The sequence below is a fragment of the Pseudomonas sp. NBRC 111123 genome (assembly GCF_001320205.1).
Classification (GTDB): Bacteria; Pseudomonadota; Gammaproteobacteria; order Pseudomonadales; family Pseudomonadaceae; genus Aquipseudomonas; species Aquipseudomonas putida_J.
In genome coordinates, this window is sequence record NZ_BCAZ01000009.1 from 88,418 (window position 1) to 104,741 (window position 16,324).

The 16,324-nt window shown below is 64.9% G+C and carries 17 protein-coding genes and 1 pseudogene; 14 read left to right on the forward strand and 4 right to left on the reverse strand.

The genetic code is table 11. The features are described 5' to 3' along the window. Positions 1 to 29: 29 nt before the first annotated feature. The 4 genes from APH27_RS07350 to APH27_RS07365 all read left to right on the forward strand — a co-directional run bounded on the left by APH27_RS07350 (position 30) and on the right by APH27_RS07365 (position 3,589). Entirely contained in the window at positions 30 to 1,235 is a 1,206-nt protein-coding gene (locus APH27_RS07350) for an MFS transporter (RefSeq protein ID WP_060484444.1), read from the forward strand. A gap of 162 nt (positions 1,236 to 1,397) precedes the next feature. Then, complete coding sequence (locus APH27_RS07355; RefSeq protein ID WP_060484445.1) at positions 1,398 to 2,075, forward strand: histidine phosphatase family protein; 678 nt, start codon at positions 1,398 to 1,400, stop codon at positions 2,073 to 2,075. A gap of 2 nt (positions 2,076 to 2,077) precedes the next feature. Then, positions 2,078 to 2,899: a phosphatase PAP2 family protein gene (locus tag APH27_RS07360; RefSeq protein ID WP_027918843.1), complete on the forward strand. Its 822-nt coding sequence runs from the start codon at positions 2,078 to 2,080 to the stop codon at positions 2,897 to 2,899. A 27-nt stretch (positions 2,900 to 2,926) separates the two neighbouring features. Then, entirely contained in the window at positions 2,927 to 3,589 is a 663-nt protein-coding gene (locus APH27_RS07365) for a bifunctional 2-polyprenyl-6-hydroxyphenol methylase/3-demethylubiquinol 3-O-methyltransferase UbiG (protein WP_060484446.1), read from the forward strand. Between the two features lie 131 nt (positions 3,590 to 3,720). On the opposite strand, the gene APH27_RS07370 is transcribed toward APH27_RS07365, so the two are convergent. Further along, positions 3,721 to 4,599, reverse strand: a complete 879-nt coding sequence (locus APH27_RS07370; protein WP_060484447.1) for a hypothetical protein — start codon at positions 4,597 to 4,599, stop codon at positions 3,721 to 3,723. A gap of 192 nt (positions 4,600 to 4,791) precedes the next feature. Between APH27_RS07370 and APH27_RS07375 the strand changes: the two genes are divergently transcribed. The 5 genes from APH27_RS07375 (at position 4,792) to APH27_RS25725 (ending at position 9,045) form a co-directional block, all read left to right on the forward strand. Continuing rightward, positions 4,792 to 5,763, forward strand: coding sequence for an aliphatic sulfonate ABC transporter substrate-binding protein (locus APH27_RS07375; protein ID WP_060484448.1), 972 nt, complete (start codon positions 4,792 to 4,794; stop codon positions 5,761 to 5,763). Between the two features lie 16 nt (positions 5,764 to 5,779). Next, positions 5,780 to 7,144 (forward strand): LLM class flavin-dependent oxidoreductase, encoded by a 1,365-nt coding sequence (locus tag APH27_RS07380; protein WP_060484449.1) that lies wholly within the window; start codon positions 5,780 to 5,782, stop codon positions 7,142 to 7,144. A 132-nt stretch (positions 7,145 to 7,276) separates the two neighbouring features. Further along, complete coding sequence (locus tag APH27_RS07385; RefSeq protein WP_027918838.1) at positions 7,277 to 8,113, forward strand: bifunctional allantoicase/(S)-ureidoglycine aminohydrolase; 837 nt, start codon at positions 7,277 to 7,279, stop codon at positions 8,111 to 8,113. Between the two features lie 91 nt (positions 8,114 to 8,204). Further along, the gene (locus tag APH27_RS07390) at positions 8,205 to 8,804 is read left to right on the forward strand and encodes an START domain-containing protein (protein ID WP_027918837.1); all 600 of its coding nucleotides are present in this window, start codon (positions 8,205 to 8,207) and stop codon (positions 8,802 to 8,804) included. A gap of 22 nt (positions 8,805 to 8,826) precedes the next feature. Further along, positions 8,827 to 9,045, forward strand: coding sequence for a LysR family transcriptional regulator (locus tag APH27_RS25725; RefSeq protein WP_082435046.1), 219 nt, complete (start codon positions 8,827 to 8,829; stop codon positions 9,043 to 9,045). Here the strand turns inward: APH27_RS25725 and sodC are convergent. After that, positions 8,939 to 9,454 (reverse strand): superoxide dismutase family protein, encoded by a 516-nt coding sequence (gene sodC / locus APH27_RS07395; RefSeq protein WP_027918836.1) that lies wholly within the window; start codon positions 9,452 to 9,454, stop codon positions 8,939 to 8,941. The genes APH27_RS25725 and sodC overlap by 107 nt on opposite strands. A 127-nt stretch (positions 9,455 to 9,581) precedes the next feature. On the opposite strand from sodC, the gene APH27_RS07400 reads away from it, so the two are divergent. The 4 genes from APH27_RS07400 (at position 9,582) to APH27_RS07415 (ending at position 13,139) form a co-directional block, all read left to right on the forward strand. Next, entirely contained in the window at positions 9,582 to 10,445 is an 864-nt protein-coding gene (locus APH27_RS07400) for a LysR substrate-binding domain-containing protein (protein WP_060484450.1), read from the forward strand. A 99-nt stretch (positions 10,446 to 10,544) separates the two neighbouring features. After that, positions 10,545 to 11,462, forward strand: coding sequence for an AEC family transporter (locus APH27_RS07405; RefSeq protein ID WP_027918834.1), 918 nt, complete (start codon positions 10,545 to 10,547; stop codon positions 11,460 to 11,462). 48 nt (positions 11,463 to 11,510) lie between these two features. Further along, complete coding sequence (locus APH27_RS07410; protein ID WP_060484451.1) at positions 11,511 to 12,122, forward strand: cell wall hydrolase; 612 nt, start codon at positions 11,511 to 11,513, stop codon at positions 12,120 to 12,122. Positions 12,123 to 12,287: 165 nt separating this feature from the next. Then, positions 12,288 to 13,139, forward strand: a complete 852-nt coding sequence (locus APH27_RS07415; RefSeq protein WP_027918832.1) for a CAP domain-containing protein — start codon at positions 12,288 to 12,290, stop codon at positions 13,137 to 13,139. Between the two features lie 115 nt (positions 13,140 to 13,254). On the opposite strand, the pseudogene APH27_RS07420 reads toward APH27_RS07415, so the two are convergent. Continuing rightward, positions 13,255 to 14,232: pseudogene (locus tag APH27_RS07420) on the reverse strand (GlxA family transcriptional regulator). Positions 14,233 to 14,334: 102 nt separating this feature from the next. On the opposite strand from APH27_RS07420, the gene APH27_RS07425 reads away from it, so the two are divergent. After that, positions 14,335 to 14,946 carry a LysE family translocator gene (locus tag APH27_RS07425; protein WP_060484452.1) on the forward strand — a complete coding sequence of 204 codons (612 nt, stop codon included), beginning with the start codon at positions 14,335 to 14,337 and terminating at the stop codon, positions 14,944 to 14,946. 86 nt (positions 14,947 to 15,032) lie between these two features. On the opposite strand, the gene APH27_RS07430 is transcribed toward APH27_RS07425, so the two are convergent. Then, a complete protein-coding gene (locus tag APH27_RS07430) occupies positions 15,033 to 16,232 on the reverse strand; it encodes an MFS transporter (protein ID WP_060484453.1) in 1,200 nt (399 codons plus the stop codon). Between the last annotated feature and the right edge of the window lie 92 nt (positions 16,233 to 16,324).

Below are 16,324 nucleotides of genomic sequence, written 5' to 3' on the forward strand. Positions count from 1 at the left end.
GCTGTGCATGCCATTCAGGGGTTACCCCAATGAAAACAATAAAACACTGCTTGCCCGAGAGCTGGAGCCTGGTGTTCTCCGCCGCCGCGTCTGCCTACGGCGTCGGCCTGCTCGGGCTGTGGGCCTTGCCGTTCCTGATCAGCGCCATCATTCACGATTTGCAGCTCAACGAAGCCCAGGCCGGGCTGCTGATGTCGGCCGAGTTCGGCTTCACCATGCTCGCCTCGCTGCTGGTCGCCCCATTCATGGGCCGCGCACCACGGCGCACCCTGGCGCTGGCCGGCACCGTGCTGGCGGTTGCCGCCAACCTGCTCAGCGCCAATATCGACAGCATCTATTCACTGGCGGCGGTACGCTGCATTGCCGGTATTGGCGCCGGCCTGGCGCTGGCCTGTGGCAATGCCGCGGTGTCCAGCGCCAAGCACCCCGACCGGGTCGCCGGGCATATGAACGTGCTGTCGGTGCTGTTGATGATCGTGGTGATGCTGGGTTACGCCAAGGTCATGGCCAGCCATGGCTTGCACGGCTTGTACTACGCGATGGCAGCGACCATGGCGGTGATGCTGCTGGCCATCCCGGCGATGGCGCAACGCGCGCCGCTTGCCGAGCCTGCATTGCAGGCGCCTGCCGGCAAACCTGAGTCGGGCAATATCCTTCTGAGCCTGCCGGCCCTGTGCATGATGCTGGCGATGTTCGTGTTCCAGGCCCGCGACACCATGGGCTGGGCCTTCGTCGAACGGATCGGCACCATGGTCGGCTACAGCGGTGATGAACTGGGCGTGCTGCTGTCGTTCCAGTCGTTCGTCGGCCTGATCGGGCCGTTGATCGCAGCCATGGTCGGCAAGCGCTTCGGCATGAGCACGCCGGTGATCCTGGCGATCCTGCTGACCGGTGCAACCAGCCTCAGCTATGTGCTGGGCGAGCATTCCAAGACCTTGTACACCGCCGGGGTGATGACCATCTGCATCACCTATTTCTACGCGCTCAGCTACCTGACCGGCCTGGCCGCAGCGCTGGACCGCGAAGGCCGTGTGGTAGCGGCAGCCGGCAGCTTCCTCAGCCTCGGGCTGGCGGTGGGCCCGGCGATTTCCGGTGGGTTGATTTCGCTGGGTGGTTTCAGCCTGGCGGCCTGGGGCATTGGGGTAACGGTGGTGCTGACCTTGCTGCTGGTGGCGGTGCCGCTGGCCAGCATTCGGCGCGAGCAAGCACCCTTGCCGGTTGCCGCGACCGCCTGATCACGGTGGCAGCGAGCTTGTCGGGTCACCGCACCGCCGCCGAGTGTCCGACAGGGCACTCGGCGGCGGCAGGCAGGGATAAGACAATTTTCACATCCGCTTCACTGTCGGGCCACAAACCCGAGGATAAGGTGCTGCCAGCCTTGTCCCCGGAGTGGCAACATGCTGGAAAATGTAATCGCGACGCACCCGCGCCTCCTGCGCCCGAAACGCCGAAAACTGCCTGCAGCCCTGCTGCTGGCGGTACTGCTGGCGATGACGGCGTTTGGCCTCTTGCACGTATTTCGTGCGCATGTCACCAACCTGGGCAGCTCCCAACTGATGACTGAGCACGGCGTCTACAGCGCCTGGAACAGCGGCAATGTGATTGTTCTGGTTCGCCACGCCGAACGCTGCGACCGCTCCAGTCATGCCTGCCTTGGCGACCCTGCCGGCATCACCGTGGACGGCAGCCAGGCAGCAACCGCCGTGGGCGACGGCATCCGGCACCTGGGCCTGGCCAATGCGGATATCCTCAGCAGCCCGGAAGTCCGCACCCAGCAGACCGCTTCGTTCGTCTTCGGCAAGGCCATCGAAACCCAGGAGTGGCTGGCGCGCTGTGACAGCACCTTTGCCAACGCCGCCCTGGCGCACAAACGCGAGGGCCACAACCTGGTGCTGGTCACCCACAGCGGCTGCATCGACCACCTCGAACGGCAACTGCGCGTAGCCGGCGGCGAACGCGTTGCCGGCTATGCCAGTGCGCTGTTCGTCAGCAAAGACAGCAATGGCAAAACCCACCTGCTCGGCCAACTCAACGCCAGCCAATGGCAGACTCTCAACAGCCTCACAGGGAAGTAAGCATGCCCGTTTCTTCACGCACCACGTTCTACGTCAACAACCTGCTAGTGCCACTGCTGCTGGCAGCGATCGTGTTCGTGCTGTTCGACCTTACCGAACTGGATCGCTGGATCAGCAACCTGCTGCTCGATCCGGTCACTGGGCAGTTCCCGCTGTTGCATGACCAGCTGTTCGAGAAAGTGACCCACAAATGGCCGCGCATCCTGCCGAACTGGACCGGCGAAGCGGCGATCATGGGTTCGCTGCTGTCGTTCATCTGGCCACGCCTGGCGAACCACCCCGACGCGCTGATCACCCGCGGCCTGAATGCCGCCAGAATCAGCCCGGTGCTGCGCTTCACCAGCCGTCATCGCCGTGACTTTCTGTTCGTGGTGGTCGCATTTGCCCTGTGCACCACGGTCATTCACTACCTGAAAAGCCACACCAGCGTGTATTGCCCGGTGGAAACCACCCTCTACGGCGGCCCCGAAGCACGCGTGGAGTGGTATGAGAACTTCAGCTGGTTCAGCAAGGCTGGCGAAGGCCGATGCTGGCCAGGTGGCCACGCCTCCAGCGGCTTTACCCTGCTGGCGCTGTACTTCGTGGCGCTGCGCCACCGCTGGCAGCATGCGCGCAAGCTGCTGGTGGCCATCCTGCTGATCGGTTTCATCTACGGCACCACCCGTGTGCTGCAAGGTTGGCACTACATGTCGCATACCTTCTGGGCCGGGATCTTCGTGTGGTTGACCACGTGGGCCACCGCCCTGGGCTTCTACGGGCGCCAGGCGCTTCAGGCACCGGCACGTGCAAGCGCAGACAAGGCAGCGGTGAATGCCTATGCTTGAGCAGTCCCACTGCTAAGGAACAGCAACATGGCCAACCCCGAAGACGCCCTGCTGCACAGCTGGCAGCACAACGCCCAGGCCTGGATAGACGCTGTGCGTGGCGGCGCCATCGAGAGCCGCCAGCAGGTCACCGACCAGGCGATCCTGCTGGCGATTCTCGGTCGCCAGCCTGAGCGGGTGCTGGACCTTGGCTGCGGCGAGGGCTGGTTGCTGCGGGCGCTGAGCGACCGCGGCATCGAGGTGACCGGCGTGGATGGCGACGCTGCGCTGGTCGAGGCTGCGCGGGCTGCCGGCTCGCCTCAGGTGCACCAGGCCAGCTATGCGCAGCTGGCCGAAGGTGAAGTGGATATCGGCAGCGGCTATGACCTGGTCTGCGCCAATTTCGCACTGCTGCAACAAGACATCATCCCGTTGCTGGCGGCCATCAAGGGCCTGTTGCTACCCGGTGGCGCGCTGGTGATCCAGACCTTGCACCCCTGGAGCGTGGCGGGCGGTGACTATCAGGACGGCTGGCGCGAAGAGTCGTTTGCCGGGTTTGCCGGCAACTGGCGGCCAATGCCGTGGTACTTCCGCACCTTGGCCACTTGGCTGAATGCACTGGACATGGCGGGGTTCAGGTTGCTCAGCCTGCAGGAGCCGCAGCATCCGCAGAGCCCGGGGCCGCAGTCGTTGCTGCTGGTAGCTGGCTAACCTGTTGCCCCCGAAGAAGCCGGAACGGGAAACATCAATCTTGTAGTCCTTGGCTGCAACCCTAGCCCGCGCGTTCCCTTTCTTGGGTCGTCCCTGCCCCACGCAGCCACGCGATATCGCCGCCTGCCCAGTTAGCGCTGGGCGGTGGCCTCGTCGGCGGGCGGGGTCAGCTGCAGCACGCGATTGCGCCCGCCCTCGGCGAGCAGGTAGCCGCCTTTGCCATCCGCCACGATCGACTGCGGCGCCTTGAGGAAGGTCAGCACGGTGTGCTGTTTACCCTCGGCGTCCACACGCAGCAGGCGGGCGCGGTGGGTGTTGTCTTCGCTGATCCACAGGCCGCGCTGGTCGCACATCAGGAAGGTGGGATGGCGCAGGCCCTGGACCACCACCGGGTCTTCACCGTCGTCGGACAATGCACGCACGATGCCGGTGCCCTTCTCGGTGTACAGCAGGCGGCCGTCGGCGCAGCGGGTCAGGCCTTCGGTTTCGGTCAGCCCTGAGCGCAGCACGTGGAGCTGGCCGCTGGCCCAGTCATAGCGCATCAGGCGCCCATTGCCCTTGCGGTCTTCGATGGCATACAGATGATCGCCATCGTTCCACAGCCCCTGCACGCTGTCTCCGTCGAACAGGCGGGTGAGCTGGCCATCGCGCGACAGGCTCACCGGTGCACGGCCGCCTTCCTGGCTGAATACCCAGCCACCCTGCACCGCGGCCATGCCGTCGGGCTTGGACAGGTTGTCGATCAGCACCACGCGGTCGCCGCTGGCGGTAATCTTGAGAATGCTGCCTTTGCCGTCATCCAGTTCGCGGCTGACCAGCAGGCTGCCGTCGGCCTGGGGCAGCAACGAAGCGGCTTTGGCCAGGTCACGGTGCAGCACCTCGACACGCCAGCCACTGGCGGCCTGTACCGGGTAAAACGACTGCCAGGCGAAAAAGCCCAAGGTCGCGGCAATCAGGCCGGTGGTAGCAGTCAGGGCGATACGGGTGCTGCGCCGGCGCAGGATGGGCATGTACGGGGCTCCTCAAGGTTGGCCCGAATCCTAACAAGAGGATGTGAAAAATTCGTCAACAGTCGGAGCAAACACAAAAGGATATAAAAAGAACAAAACAATCTAACAAAATGGAATTAAAAAATTGAAAGCCAAACGCCACCTCCTTAGGCTGGGGACACCGTTTCCCACCCCGTTCAAGGAGCGACGCCCATGCCCTTTTCTCCCCTGCGCCGCCTGCTGGTAGGCGGTCTCCTGGCGACTGTCGCCAGCAGCCTGCTACCGTGGTCCAGTGCCTTGGCCGAAGACGCCAAGACCCTGCGCATCGGCTATCAGAAGTTCAACAGCATCAACATCCTCAAGGGCAGCGGCGAGCTGGAAAAAGCGCTGGCGCCTCAAGGCGTGAAAGTCAGCTGGCACGAATTTGCCGCCGGCCCGCAACTGCTTGAAGCGCTAAGTACCGGCGCGATCGACCTGGGCCACGCTGCCGACGCACCATCGGTATTCGCCCAGGCCGCCGGCAAGCCGGTGGTGTACCTGGCCGCCGAACAACCCTACCCACGCGGCATCGGCCTGGTGGTGCGCGAGCAGGACCATCTCACTACAGTGCAGGACCTCAAAGGCAAGCGCGTGGCCACCGGCCGCGGCTGGAACGCACAATACCTGCTGGCGGTGGCCCTGGAACAAGCCGGCCTGAGCTATCAGGACATCACCCCGGCCTATGTCAACAACGCCGCAGATGCCGTCGCCGCCCTGCAATCAGGCAGCGTGCAGGCCGTGACCCTGTGGGACCCGTTCCTCGCTGGGGCCGAAAGCCAGCCGGGCCTGAAGAACCTGCGCGATGGCAGCGGCCTGTCCAACAACCGCACCTTCTACCTGTCCACTGCAGCCTTCGCCGACCAGCACCGCGACCTGCTCAAGACCTTCTTCGGTGAACTGGGCAAGGTCAGCCAGTGGGCCAACGCCAAGCCCGCGGAAGTCGCCGCACTGCTGGCACCGCAACTGGGCATCAACGCCAACGTCCTGGAAGTGGCCAGCGAGCGGCGCAACTACAACGCCGTGGCCATCACCCCGCAGATTGTCGCCGAGCAACAGAAACTGGCCGATACCTTCCAAGGCCTGGGCCTGATCCCGCACAAGGTCCAGGTGGCCGATGCGATCTACCCGGCTTCTGTATTGCCGTGACCAGGGAGTGAAGGCAATGCCCCGCCACATCCGTTTCAACGCGTTCAGCATGAACGCCGCCAGCCACCAGTCCCCGGGGCTGTGGCGCCACCCGCGCAACACCAGCGTGGCGTTCAACCGCCTGGGCTACTGGACCGACCTCGCCCGCCTGCTGGAACGCGGGCTGTTCGATGCGCTGTTCATCGCCGACGTGCTGGGTATCTACGACGTCTACCAGGGTGGCCCGCAAGCTGCCCTGCGCGGCGGCGTGCAGGTACCGGTAAACGACCCCCTGCTGCTGGTGCCGGCCATGGCCGGGGTCACCGAGCACCTGGGGTTCGGCGTGACCTTTTCGCTGACCTACGAACACCCTTATCCATTCGCCCGGCGCATGTCCACGCTCGACCACCTGAGCAATGGCCGGGTCGGCTGGAACATCGTCACCGGCTACCTCGACAGCGCCGCGCGCAACCTGGGCCTGGCCCGCCAGCTGGGCCATGACCAACGCTATGACCTGGCCGAGGAATACCTGGAAGTGCTGTACAAGCTCTGGGAGCAGAGCTGGGAAGACGATGCCGTGCAGCTGGAGCGCGAAACCGGCCGTTACATCGAACCCTCGAAAGTGCACGCCATCCGCCATGCCGGCGAACACTTCCAGGTGCCCGGCATGCACCTGTGCCAGCCTTCGCCACAGCGCACCCCGGTACTGTTCCAGGCCGGCGCCTCGGCACGTGGCCAGCAGTTCGCCGCCCGGCATGCCGAATGCGTGTTCATCAGTGGCCCGACGCCCACGGTGCTGCGCCGCTACGCCGACGGCATCCGCCAGGCCAGCGAGGTGGCCGGGCGAGGCCGTGACGAGGTGCTGATCTATGCCCAGGCGCTGCTGATCGTTGCGCCGACCACGCAAGCGGCCCAGGCGCGCTTTGCCGAATACCGCCGCTACGTCGACCTGGACGCCGCCCTCGCCCTGCTTTCGGGCTGGACCGGCATCGACTTCGCCGGCCTCGACCCGGATGCACCCATCGAGTATGTCGAGAACGATGCTGGCCGTGCCGCCCTGGCCGCCTTCACCGCCGCCGACCCGAACCGCCGCTGGACCGTGCGCGAAGCCGCCGAATTCGTCGGCCTGGGCGGGCGTGGCCCGGTGCTGGTCGGCTCGCCCAGCGAGGTTGCCAACCAACTGGAACACTGGCTCGACCAGACCGGCATCGATGGTTTCAACCTCACCTACGCCGTGCAACCAGACGACCTGGCCAACGTCGTGGAGCTGCTGGTTCCGGAACTGCAGCGCCGCGGCCGCTACCCACTGGGCTACACCGACGGCACCTTGCGGCACAAGCTCTTCGGCCAAGGCGACCGGCTGCCCGAGGCCCATGCAGGGCGTAAGGTTCGCATTCAGTAACTGAATGTCGAGTATTTCAACATTTAATTTGTGGATGACGCGGGCTGCCCCCTATGCTGTCCGCACATCCCCTGCACGCACCGGCCGGTGTGGTCCAAGGCACGGGGAGAGAACAACAAGTCGAGACCGCTCATGTCGAACCACTCCTACTTCGCCCCCCACGGTGGGCACCCAGCTCAGACCGAGCTGCTGACTGACCGTGCCATGTTCACCGAAGCCTATGCCGTCATCCCTAAAGGCGTGATGCGTGACATCGTCACCAGCCACTTGCCGTTCTGGGACAAGATGCGCATGTGGGTCATCGCCCGCCCGCTGACCGGTTTTGCCGAAACCTTCTCGCAGTACATCGTCGAAGTGGCCCCGGAAGGCGGCAGCGAGCGCCCTGAGCTGGACCCGAACGCCGAAGCCGTGGTGTTCATCGTCGAAGGCGAACTGGACATCACCGTCGAAGGCAAGCACCACACCCTGACCCCAGGCGGCTATGCCTTCCTGGCCCCGGGCGCCGAGTGGAGCCTGCGGAACAACAGCAAGGCCAACGTCACCTTCCACTGGCTGCGCAAGCACTACCAGAAAGTCGAAGGCCTGGCCGTACCTGAGTCGTTCGTCACCCACCGCGACAACGCCACCGTCATCGAAATGCCCGGCACCGAAGGCCGCTGGGTCACCACCCGCTTCGTCGACATGGCCGACATGCGTCACGACATGCACGTCAACATCGTCACCTTCCAGCCGGGCGGCGTAATTCCGTTCGCTGAAACCCACGTCATGGAACACGGCCTGTATGTGCTGGAAGGCAAGGCGGTGTACCGCCTGAACCAGGACTGGGTCGAAGTGGAAGCCGGCGACTTCATGTGGCTGCGCGCCTTCTGCCCGCAGGCCTGCTACGCCGGTGGCCCAGGCAAGTTCAGCTACCTGCTGTACAAGGACGTCAACCGTCACGTTCACCTGACCCTCAACCCACAGCGTTGAGTTCAGGCTGATGCCCGAAAGCCCGCCACCTGGCGGGCTTTTTGTTTGCCGCGCATACTGAACAGCCCGGCCCCGTCGCGCGGTACTCACCATGAACCGCTGCCTGATACTTGCCATACTGCTTGTCTGCACCGCCAGCCTGGCGGCCGACAACTGGAAGATCGCCTACGATCGCGAGGGCATCCGCGTGTACCTCAGGGGGGTGGCCGACTCGCCCTACCAGCAGTTTCGCGGCGTCAGCACCATGAAAGCCAGCGTGCGTACCCTCACCGACCTGCAGGAGAACCTGCGGGTTGCGTGCAAATGGCTGTACGCCTGCGAGCAGATGCGCTTGCTGGACGTGGATGGCGACAGCACCTGGGTTTACCTGACCACCAACCTGCCGTGGCCGACCCTGCCGCGCGACGTCATTCTCAAGGTCCGCACCGAGCGCCTGGATGATGGCACCCTGGTGCGGCACCTGAGCGCCGAGCCGGGCCGCTTGCCCGAAGAACCAGGGTTGATCCGCGTGCAGCACCTGTCGGGCGAATGGATCATGAAGCCACTCGGCGAGCGGGAAACCGAGGTGACCTACCAGTTGCAGGCGGACCCTGCCGGGGACGTGCCGGGCTGGCTGGCCAACCGCTTCGTCGTCGACGCCCCGGTGGTGACCCTGCGTACATTGCGTGCAGTAGCCGAGCGCCAGCCCTGAGCAGCCCTACAGCAGTGTCACCCTGGCAGCCCGCGAGCTGGGCGTGACCCAGGCGGCGGTAAGCACGCAGATCAGGCAACTCGAGGGCAACCTCGGGGGGGGCCAGCTGCTCCACTGCCTGGCCCTGTCGCGCTTTACTGAACCACACCGCAGGCCACACGGGCGCCGCCACCACCGAGCTTCTCGGGGTGGTCGCTGTGGTTGTCGCCACCGGCATGCACCATCAGTGCATGGCCTTTGAAGTCGGTAGCCTTGAGGCGGGGTGCCAATACCGGGTAAGTGGCCTTGCCGTCGGCACCGACATACAGTGCCGGCAAATCGCCGCGGTGGCCGCTGTCGTCATAGGGGCCTTTGTGTGCATTGGTGGAATCCGGGTCCCAGTGCCCACCCGCCGCGCCCGCTGGCACCGGTTTCCCGTTTTCCTCTGCCGCTGCACAGGAACCCTTCTGGTGCAGGTGGAAACCATGCACGCCCGGCGGCAGGTCCTTGAGGTCTGGGGTAAGCACGGTGCCGTACGTGTTCTGCTCAATGCTGATGGTACCGATCGACTTGCCCGGGCCATCCGCCCCGGCCAGCTTCAGTTCCACCGTCTGCGCGGCCTGGGCGAGACCGGCCGAGGCCAGCAAAGCGGTGAAGACTACTGCTTTCATGTCGTTTCTCCATGGCTTGGAATAGGCGGGTTTCGTACCCACGTGACTTATCAGACTGTGCAGCTTGCCAGGCATTCCATCCAGCCACAGACTGAAACACTTCCCTTGCCGCCCGGAGCCCGTTCGCGTGTCCCTCAAAGCCCTGCGCACCTTGGTGACCATCGCCCGCCACGGCACGTTCGCCCGTGCCGCCGACCTCCTCAGCCTTACCCCTTCAGCCGTGAGCCTGCACATCAAGACCCTTGAAGACGAAATGAAGGTCGCGCTGTTCGACCGCAGCCGCCGCCAGGTGGTGCTGACCGAGGCCGGGCAACTGGCAGTGGCGCGGGCCGAGCACATCCTGGCCGCCTACGACGAACTGGCCGATGCCATGGCCAGCGGCGCGAGCCTGCGTGGCCGGCTACGCCTGGGGGCGATTCACACCGTACTGGCCCGACGCCTGCCCAAGGCCCTGGTATGGATCAAGGCTCATCACCCGGAACTGCACATCAGCGTCAACTCCGGGATGTCTGCCGAGCTTGCACGGCGCGTCGAAGATGGCGAGCTGGATGCGGCGATCACCACGGAACCGGTCAGCCCCTACCCACAGAGCCTGGGCTTCACGCCCCTGTTCGAAGACCGCTTCTGGGCAATCGCCAGCCCCGACCTGGCAGGCCAGAGCCTGCCGCAGCTGCTGGCCAGCCAGCCATTCCTGCGCTTCGACAAGCGTGCCTGGGCCGGGCGGCAGATCGAGCAGGAGCTGCGCCGCCAACATCTGCAGGTCAGCGAACAGATGGAGCTGGACAGCCAGGAAGCGCTGGCGCGCATGGCCGTGATGGGCTTGGGGGTGGCGATCATTCCCATGGCCGATGACGACCTGCAGCGCTTGCCAGCGGCGACCTGCCTGCCATTTGGCGAGCCGCAACTGGTGCGGCGGGTGGTGTTGCTGGAACATGAAAAGAGCCAGCGGCGGCACCTGACAGCTGTTTTGAAGACCGCCATGGAGGCCTGAACGTACAGTTTTTATCAACAGTCACTGCAGAATTCAACGTTTTTCCCAACCAGTCAGCCGCGCTAACCTGTGCCCGTACCCGACCACGGAATCACACCCATGCTCCACCTGCTGCTGACCACCCTGGTACCCATCATCCTGCTGATCGCCCTGGGCACCTTCCTGCGCATCCGTGGTTTCCTTGCCGAGTCGTTCTGGCCTGGTGCCGAACGCCTGAGCTACTACGTGCTGCTGCCCTCGTTGTTCCTGCATGGCCTGGCCACGGCCGACCTCGATGGCGTGCCGGTGCTGGGCATGGTCGGCGTCCTGATGCTTTCGACCTTGCTGGGTGCCGTGCTGCTGGTGCTCTATCAGGGTGCGGTGAACCACGAGGGCGCCGACTTCACCTCGGTGTTCCAGGGCGGCGTGCGCTTCAACAACTACATCGGCGCCACCCTCGCCGCCGGTATCTACGGCAGCGCCGGGATTGCCCTGGCGGCCGTGGCCAACGCCGCCATCGTGCCCTTGGTCAATCTGCTTTGCGTGCTGGTGTTCGCCCGTTTCAGCGCGCGCCACAGCGCGCCAGCCACCGTGTTGCGGGCCATTTTCGCCAACCCGCTGATTGTCGGCTGCGCCGGTGGCCTGTTGCTGCGGGTCACTGGCCTGGGGCTGCCAGCAGGTCTGGAGCCAACGGTCAAAGCGCTGGGCCAGGCCGCCCTGCCCCTGGGCCTGCTGTGCGTGGGTGCCGCCCTCGGCGGCGCCAGCCTCGGCCAGCACGTGCGGCCACTGCTGGCGGCATCGGCCTTCAAGTTCCTGGTCATGCCGCTGACCACCTGGGGCCTGTGTCGCCTGCTTGGGCTGGGTGGCCAGGCAGCGGTAGTGGCGGTGCTGTTCCAGGCCCTGCCGACCGCTTCGTCGTCTTACGTCATGGCGCGGCAGATGGGCGGCAACGCGCCGCTGATGGCCACCATCATCGCCTTGCAAACCGTGTTGGCCGCCGTGACCTTGCCTTTGGTGCTAATGCTTGCGCTGAAGTGAAGCCGCTTGGCTAGACTGTGATTCAGCCCACACTTCGGAAGCTCGACCATGCGCCTCTCGTGGATGGTGATCGCCTTGACCTCGACCCTGCTTGCAGGCCCGTTGCATGCCGCCGACAGCGCCAAGGCCGCAGTGGCCGAAGACAAGGCAGAAAAGCTGGAGAAAAAGGTGGTGGAGGATGCCCCGCCGCCGAAAAGAACGGAAACCATCACCCCGGGCGAGGTGCAGGCGGTGGACCCGGCAGGCCAGGCGCCGATGGACGACAGCATCACCTGCCTGGCTCGTACCATCTATTGGGAAGCCAAGGGCGCCGATGCCCAGGACATGACCGCGGTGGCCAGCGTGGTACTCAACCGGCTAGGCCACGATGGCTTCCCCGACACCATTTGCGGCGTGGTCAAGCAGGGTGTGGAGACCAAGGCCTGCCAGTTCTCCTGGTGGTGTGACGGGCGCCCCGACCAGGTCGAGGAAGCGCAGCGGTACGACGTGGCCAAGGAAATCGCGCGCAAGGCATTGAACCAGCAGCTCAAGGACCCGACCGGGGGCGCGCTGTATTTCCATGATCGCAACGTGCATCCGGACTGGGCCAAGGCTTATCGCAAGACGGCCGAAACCCGGCACTTTCTGTTCTACAAACCGAACCAGGCACTGGCGCGTTGACACGCCATCGCACTTTTCTGGCGCTCACCGGTCTACTCCCTCTTTTGCCGCCAGCAAGTCATTGCTGGCGTTTCCTTTGCTTTGCACGAGACTGGGCCAAAAGCCTTGCGCTTGTGTAGGATGAGCAGCGCATACCAAGACGCTGCCAGTCACAGGGAGATCCACATGCGCGTCGTGTCAACCGTTGCCGCCTTGTCGCTGGGCCTGGTCATGTCAACCGGAGCCCTGGCCGTCACCGGCGAAGAGGCGCAGCTGATCGCTTCGATCAATACCTACCGCAGCCAGGCCCAGCGCTGCGGCGACGAGGTGTCGGTGGAACTGCCGCCGCTCAACAGCGATACGCGCCTGGCATTGTCGCCGGAAGGTACACGCGACCTGCAGCAGGCCATGAGCCGTGCGGCCTACCCAATGGTCAACGTCCAGGCCATCAGTTTGTCTGGCCCGCGTGATGCGAACGCGGCCATGAATGCCATCAAAGAGAGCTTCTGCCAGGTGGTGCTCGACCCGCAGTTCGTCGATATCGGCGTCAGCCAGGAAGGCCGCGACTGGCGCATCGTGCTTGCCCGGCCCCTGCTCAGCGGGCGCCTGGGCGACTGGCAGGCCGAAGGGCAGAAGCTGCTGCAGGCCATCAACAGCGCGCGCAAGGCCCCCCACCAGTGCGGTGGCCAGCCATTCCCCGCAGCGCCGGCGTTGAGCTGGAGCACCGCACTGGCGGGCGTGGCGGCGAACCACACGCGGGCGATGGCCAACCAGAACTTCTTCGACCATATCGACAAGGACGGGCGCACGCCTGGTGACCGGGCAGAGCTGGCTGGTTATCTGTATCGGCAGATTGGCGAAAACATCGCTGCCGGCCGTGACACGGCACAGAAGGTGGTGGATGGCTGGCTGGACAGCCCCGGGCACTGCGCTACCTTGATGAACGCAGATTTCCGCGAGATGGGCGCGGCCTATGCGGTGGACCCGAAGAGCGATGCGGGCATCTACTGGACCGGCTTGTTCGGCACACCGCAATGACCCTGTAGGAGCGGCCTTGCGTCGCGAAAGGGTCGCGTAGCGGCCCCAGGGCTTCAGCGTTGCAACTGATATCGCCGGGGCCGCTACGCGACCCTTTCGCGACGCAAGGCCGCTCCTACACGGTGTGCGAAGTACTTTTGCGCAACGCTAGCGCCGTGCAGCCAAACCGCCGGCGTACACACTTGCCCAGGTAACTGGCATCCCCCAACCCAACCTCATCGGCGATCTGCGCCAGGCTGTGGCTGGAGTTGAGCAATCGCCAGCGTGCCTGCTGCAGGCGCATTTCCAGCCACCAGGCCTTGGCGCTCATGCCGTGGCTGGCCTGAAACTGACGATCCAGCTGACGCCGGCTGATGCCCAGCTCCGCAGCCAGCTGTTCGATCGACCACTGTGCCCCCAGGTGATGGCGCATCAGCGCCAGCGCGCGCTGCACCTGGCGCCCCTACCCCGCAACAGTTTCCAGCGAACGCAGGGCATGGCGACTGTCACGCGATTCGTCGACAAGCATGTCGGCCAGGCCCTTGAGTGCCCGGGCGCGCCCACAGGTGCGCGCCAGCAGTTCCACCGCCAGGTCGATGGCTGCCGTGCCACCGGCGCAGGTGATGCGCGCGCCATCCATGCAGTACAACTGCTCACGCAGCACTTGCAGGTGCGGGAAACATGCCCGGAACTCTGCCTCATGGCGCCAGTGCACCACGACCTTGTGGCCGTCCAGCAGCCCGCAGGCGGCCAGCAAGAAGGCGGCGTTGTCGATGGCGACCAGTTTCACCCCCGCCTTGGCCGCACGCTTGAGCATGCGCTTGTAATGGGGCGCCAATGCAGCGGTGGCTTCGGCATTGCGGCTGCCGAACAGCACCAGGTAGTCGTAGTCATCCCACTGCAGCTGTTCGGTAGTGGCCTGCACCTGCATCACCGCGCCACTGCTCGACGGCACCGGCTCGCCGCTGAGGCTGGCCAGGGTCCAGCTGCAGTAGCGCTGCTGGCTGTAGTCCTCGTCGTCTGCGCTGAAGCGCAGCTTGTCAAGAAACGCACCGAACGGCAGCAAGGCGAAATCCGGCAACGGCAGGATCAGCAGGCGGATATCAGGGGGCATTCGAAACAGGTCCAGAAAACACCATTGAATGTCCAGATCATACCCTTCACTTGCAGCACCGTCGCATAGACTGGCCGCTCGTGAATACCCAAGGCACACATCATGGCTCTGGATACCTGGTTCATCTACCTGCTGGCGAGCATCGGCCTGTCGTTGACGCCAGGCCCGAACAGCCTGCTCGCCCTGACCCACGGCGCACGGTATGGCGCGCGCCGCACGCTGTTCACCATCTTCGGCGGGGTGTTCGGCTTCAGTGCCCTGATTGCCCTGGCGATGTTCGGGCTGACGGCACTGCTGCAGACATCAGCCTCGGTGCTGACTGTGCTCAAGTGGGTGGGCGGCGCCTATCTGGTGTGGCTGGGCATTCAGCTCTGGCGCAGCCCTGCTCTGCATCTGGAGATGACCGAGCGCGCTGCACGCCTGAGCAACCTGGGGATGTTCCGTCAGGGCCTGCTGTCTGCCATCGCCAACCCCAAGGTACTGCTGTTCTACGGTGCCTTCCTGCCGCAGTTCATCGATCCGCAGCGGGGGCTGTTGGTGCAGTTCGCGATGATGGCTGCGACCTTTGCCAGCGTGGAATGCGTGGTCGAATACCTGCTGGCGCGCCTGGCGTTTCGTATCCGGCCATGGCTGGCCAAGGGCGGCAAAGGATTCAACCGTTGCTGCGGCAGCCTGTTCGCTTTGATTGGCGTGGCCTTGCCCTTGGGCCGGTGACACTGGTAGCCCCATCGCTGGCAAGCCAGCTGCCGCTTTCCTGTGGGAGCCGGCTTGCCGGCGAAATGGGCGCTGAGCGCTCCCTCTCAAGCGCGCCGCGACACCCACAGGAAGACCACCAGCGCCATGCCCGGCAATGCCGCCCCTACCAGCGCCACCCCCTGCCAGCCCTGTTGGGCGAACACCGCACTGGCCACCGCCGACCCCGCTGCCCCGCCCAGGAAGATGCTGGTCATGTACAGCGCATTCAGCCGCCCGCGGCTGGCCGGGTCCAGTGCATACACCTCTCGCTGGCCGATGACCATGTTCATCTGCACCGCAAAGTCCAACAGCACGCCGGTCAGCCCCAGGCCAATCACGCTGTAGCCGGGCGTGGTCAACCCCATCAGCAGTGCCACCGGCGCCAACACCAGCGCCAACAAGGAACCGGCACGGGCATGACCGGCGTCGGCCAGGCGGCCCGCCATGGGCGCAGCGATGGCGCCCACCGCGCCGACCAAGGCAAACAAGGCGATCTGACTTTGCGACAGGCCATGCTCGGTGGCCAAGGCCAACGGTACCGCGGTCCAGTAGAGGCTGAACGCTGCGAACATCAACGCCTGGTACAGCGAGCGCTGACGCAGCACCGGGTGTTGGCGCAGTAGCGCAACCAACGACAGCATCAGCCCGGCATAACTCGCCTTGTGCTCAGGCACCCGGCGTGGCAGCGTGAACGCCAGCAACAGGATGATGGCCAACATCAACCCGGCAGCGCCAATGAACACCGTGCGCCAGCCAAAGTGGTCAGCGACCAGGCTCGACAACGGCCGCGCCAGCAGAATGCCCAGCAACAGGCCACCCATGATGTTGCCCACCACCCGCCCGCGCTGTTGCTCAGGCGCAAGGTGCGCGGCCAATGGAATGAGCATCTGCACGGCCACCGAGCTGAAACCGATCAGCAAGGCATAGCCCAGGAACAGTTGCCCCTGGCCGCTGCTGCTGGTCCCCGCCAGCAACAGACTGACGCAGGCCAGCACGGCGGTGATGATCATCAAGCGGCGGTTTTCCACCAGGTCGGCCAGCGGCACCAACAGCAGCAAGCCCAGCGCGTAGCCCAGCTGGGTCAGCGACACGATAAGGCTGGCACGCTCGGTGGACAGGCCCAGGTCCGGGGCTATCAGCCCGACGATGGGCTGCGCATAATAGATATTGGCGACAATCGCGCCACAGCAGAACGCCAGCAGCGCGACCAAGGCACGGCTGAGGCCGGCATGGGCTGGCTGGGCAGCGGCAAGGGAGGAATTCATGCGAGGTACCTCGGCATCGGGTTGGTGTATGCCGGGCACCTTACCGGGCGCTTGCCGGTGAGAGAATCCGGCCCTGGCGCAACGGGGCTTTG

Bases quoted from the DNA above. Each gene is read 5' to 3' on its own strand.
- APH27_RS07410 (WP_060484451.1), top strand. From the start codon at position 11,511: ATGCGCCTCTCGTGGATGGTGATCGCCTTGACCTCGACCCTGCTTGCA.
- APH27_RS07350 (WP_060484444.1), top strand. From the start codon at position 30: ATGAAAACAATAAAACACTGCTTGCCCGAGAGCTGGAGCCTGGTGTTC.
- APH27_RS07405 (WP_027918834.1), top strand. From the start codon at position 10,545: ATGCTCCACCTGCTGCTGACCACCCTGGTACCCATCATCCTGCTGATC.
- APH27_RS07380 (WP_060484449.1), top strand. From the start codon at position 5,780: ATGCCCCGCCACATCCGTTTCAACGCGTTCAGCATGAACGCCGCCAGC.
- APH27_RS07385 (WP_027918838.1), top strand. From the start codon at position 7,277: ATGTCGAACCACTCCTACTTCGCCCCCCACGGTGGGCACCCAGCTCAG.
- APH27_RS07425 (WP_060484452.1), top strand. From the start codon at position 14,335: ATGGCTCTGGATACCTGGTTCATCTACCTGCTGGCGAGCATCGGCCTG.
- APH27_RS07360 (WP_027918843.1), top strand. From the start codon at position 2,078: ATGCCCGTTTCTTCACGCACCACGTTCTACGTCAACAACCTGCTAGTG.
- APH27_RS07355 (WP_060484445.1), top strand. From the start codon at position 1,398: ATGCTGGAAAATGTAATCGCGACGCACCCGCGCCTCCTGCGCCCGAAA.
- sodC (WP_027918836.1), bottom strand. From the start codon at position 9,454: ATGAAAGCAGTAGTCTTCACCGCTTTGCTGGCCTCGGCCGGTCTCGCC.
- APH27_RS07390 (WP_027918837.1), top strand. From the start codon at position 8,205: ATGAACCGCTGCCTGATACTTGCCATACTGCTTGTCTGCACCGCCAGC.
- APH27_RS07375 (WP_060484448.1), top strand. From the start codon at position 4,792: ATGCCCTTTTCTCCCCTGCGCCGCCTGCTGGTAGGCGGTCTCCTGGCG.
- APH27_RS07365 (WP_060484446.1), top strand. From the start codon at position 2,927: ATGGCCAACCCCGAAGACGCCCTGCTGCACAGCTGGCAGCACAACGCC.
- APH27_RS07430 (WP_060484453.1), bottom strand. From the start codon at position 16,232: ATGAATTCCTCCCTTGCCGCTGCCCAGCCAGCCCATGCCGGCCTCAGC.
- APH27_RS07370 (WP_060484447.1), bottom strand. From the start codon at position 4,599: ATGCCCATCCTGCGCCGGCGCAGCACCCGTATCGCCCTGACTGCTACC.
- APH27_RS07415 (WP_027918832.1), top strand. From the start codon at position 12,288: ATGCGCGTCGTGTCAACCGTTGCCGCCTTGTCGCTGGGCCTGGTCATG.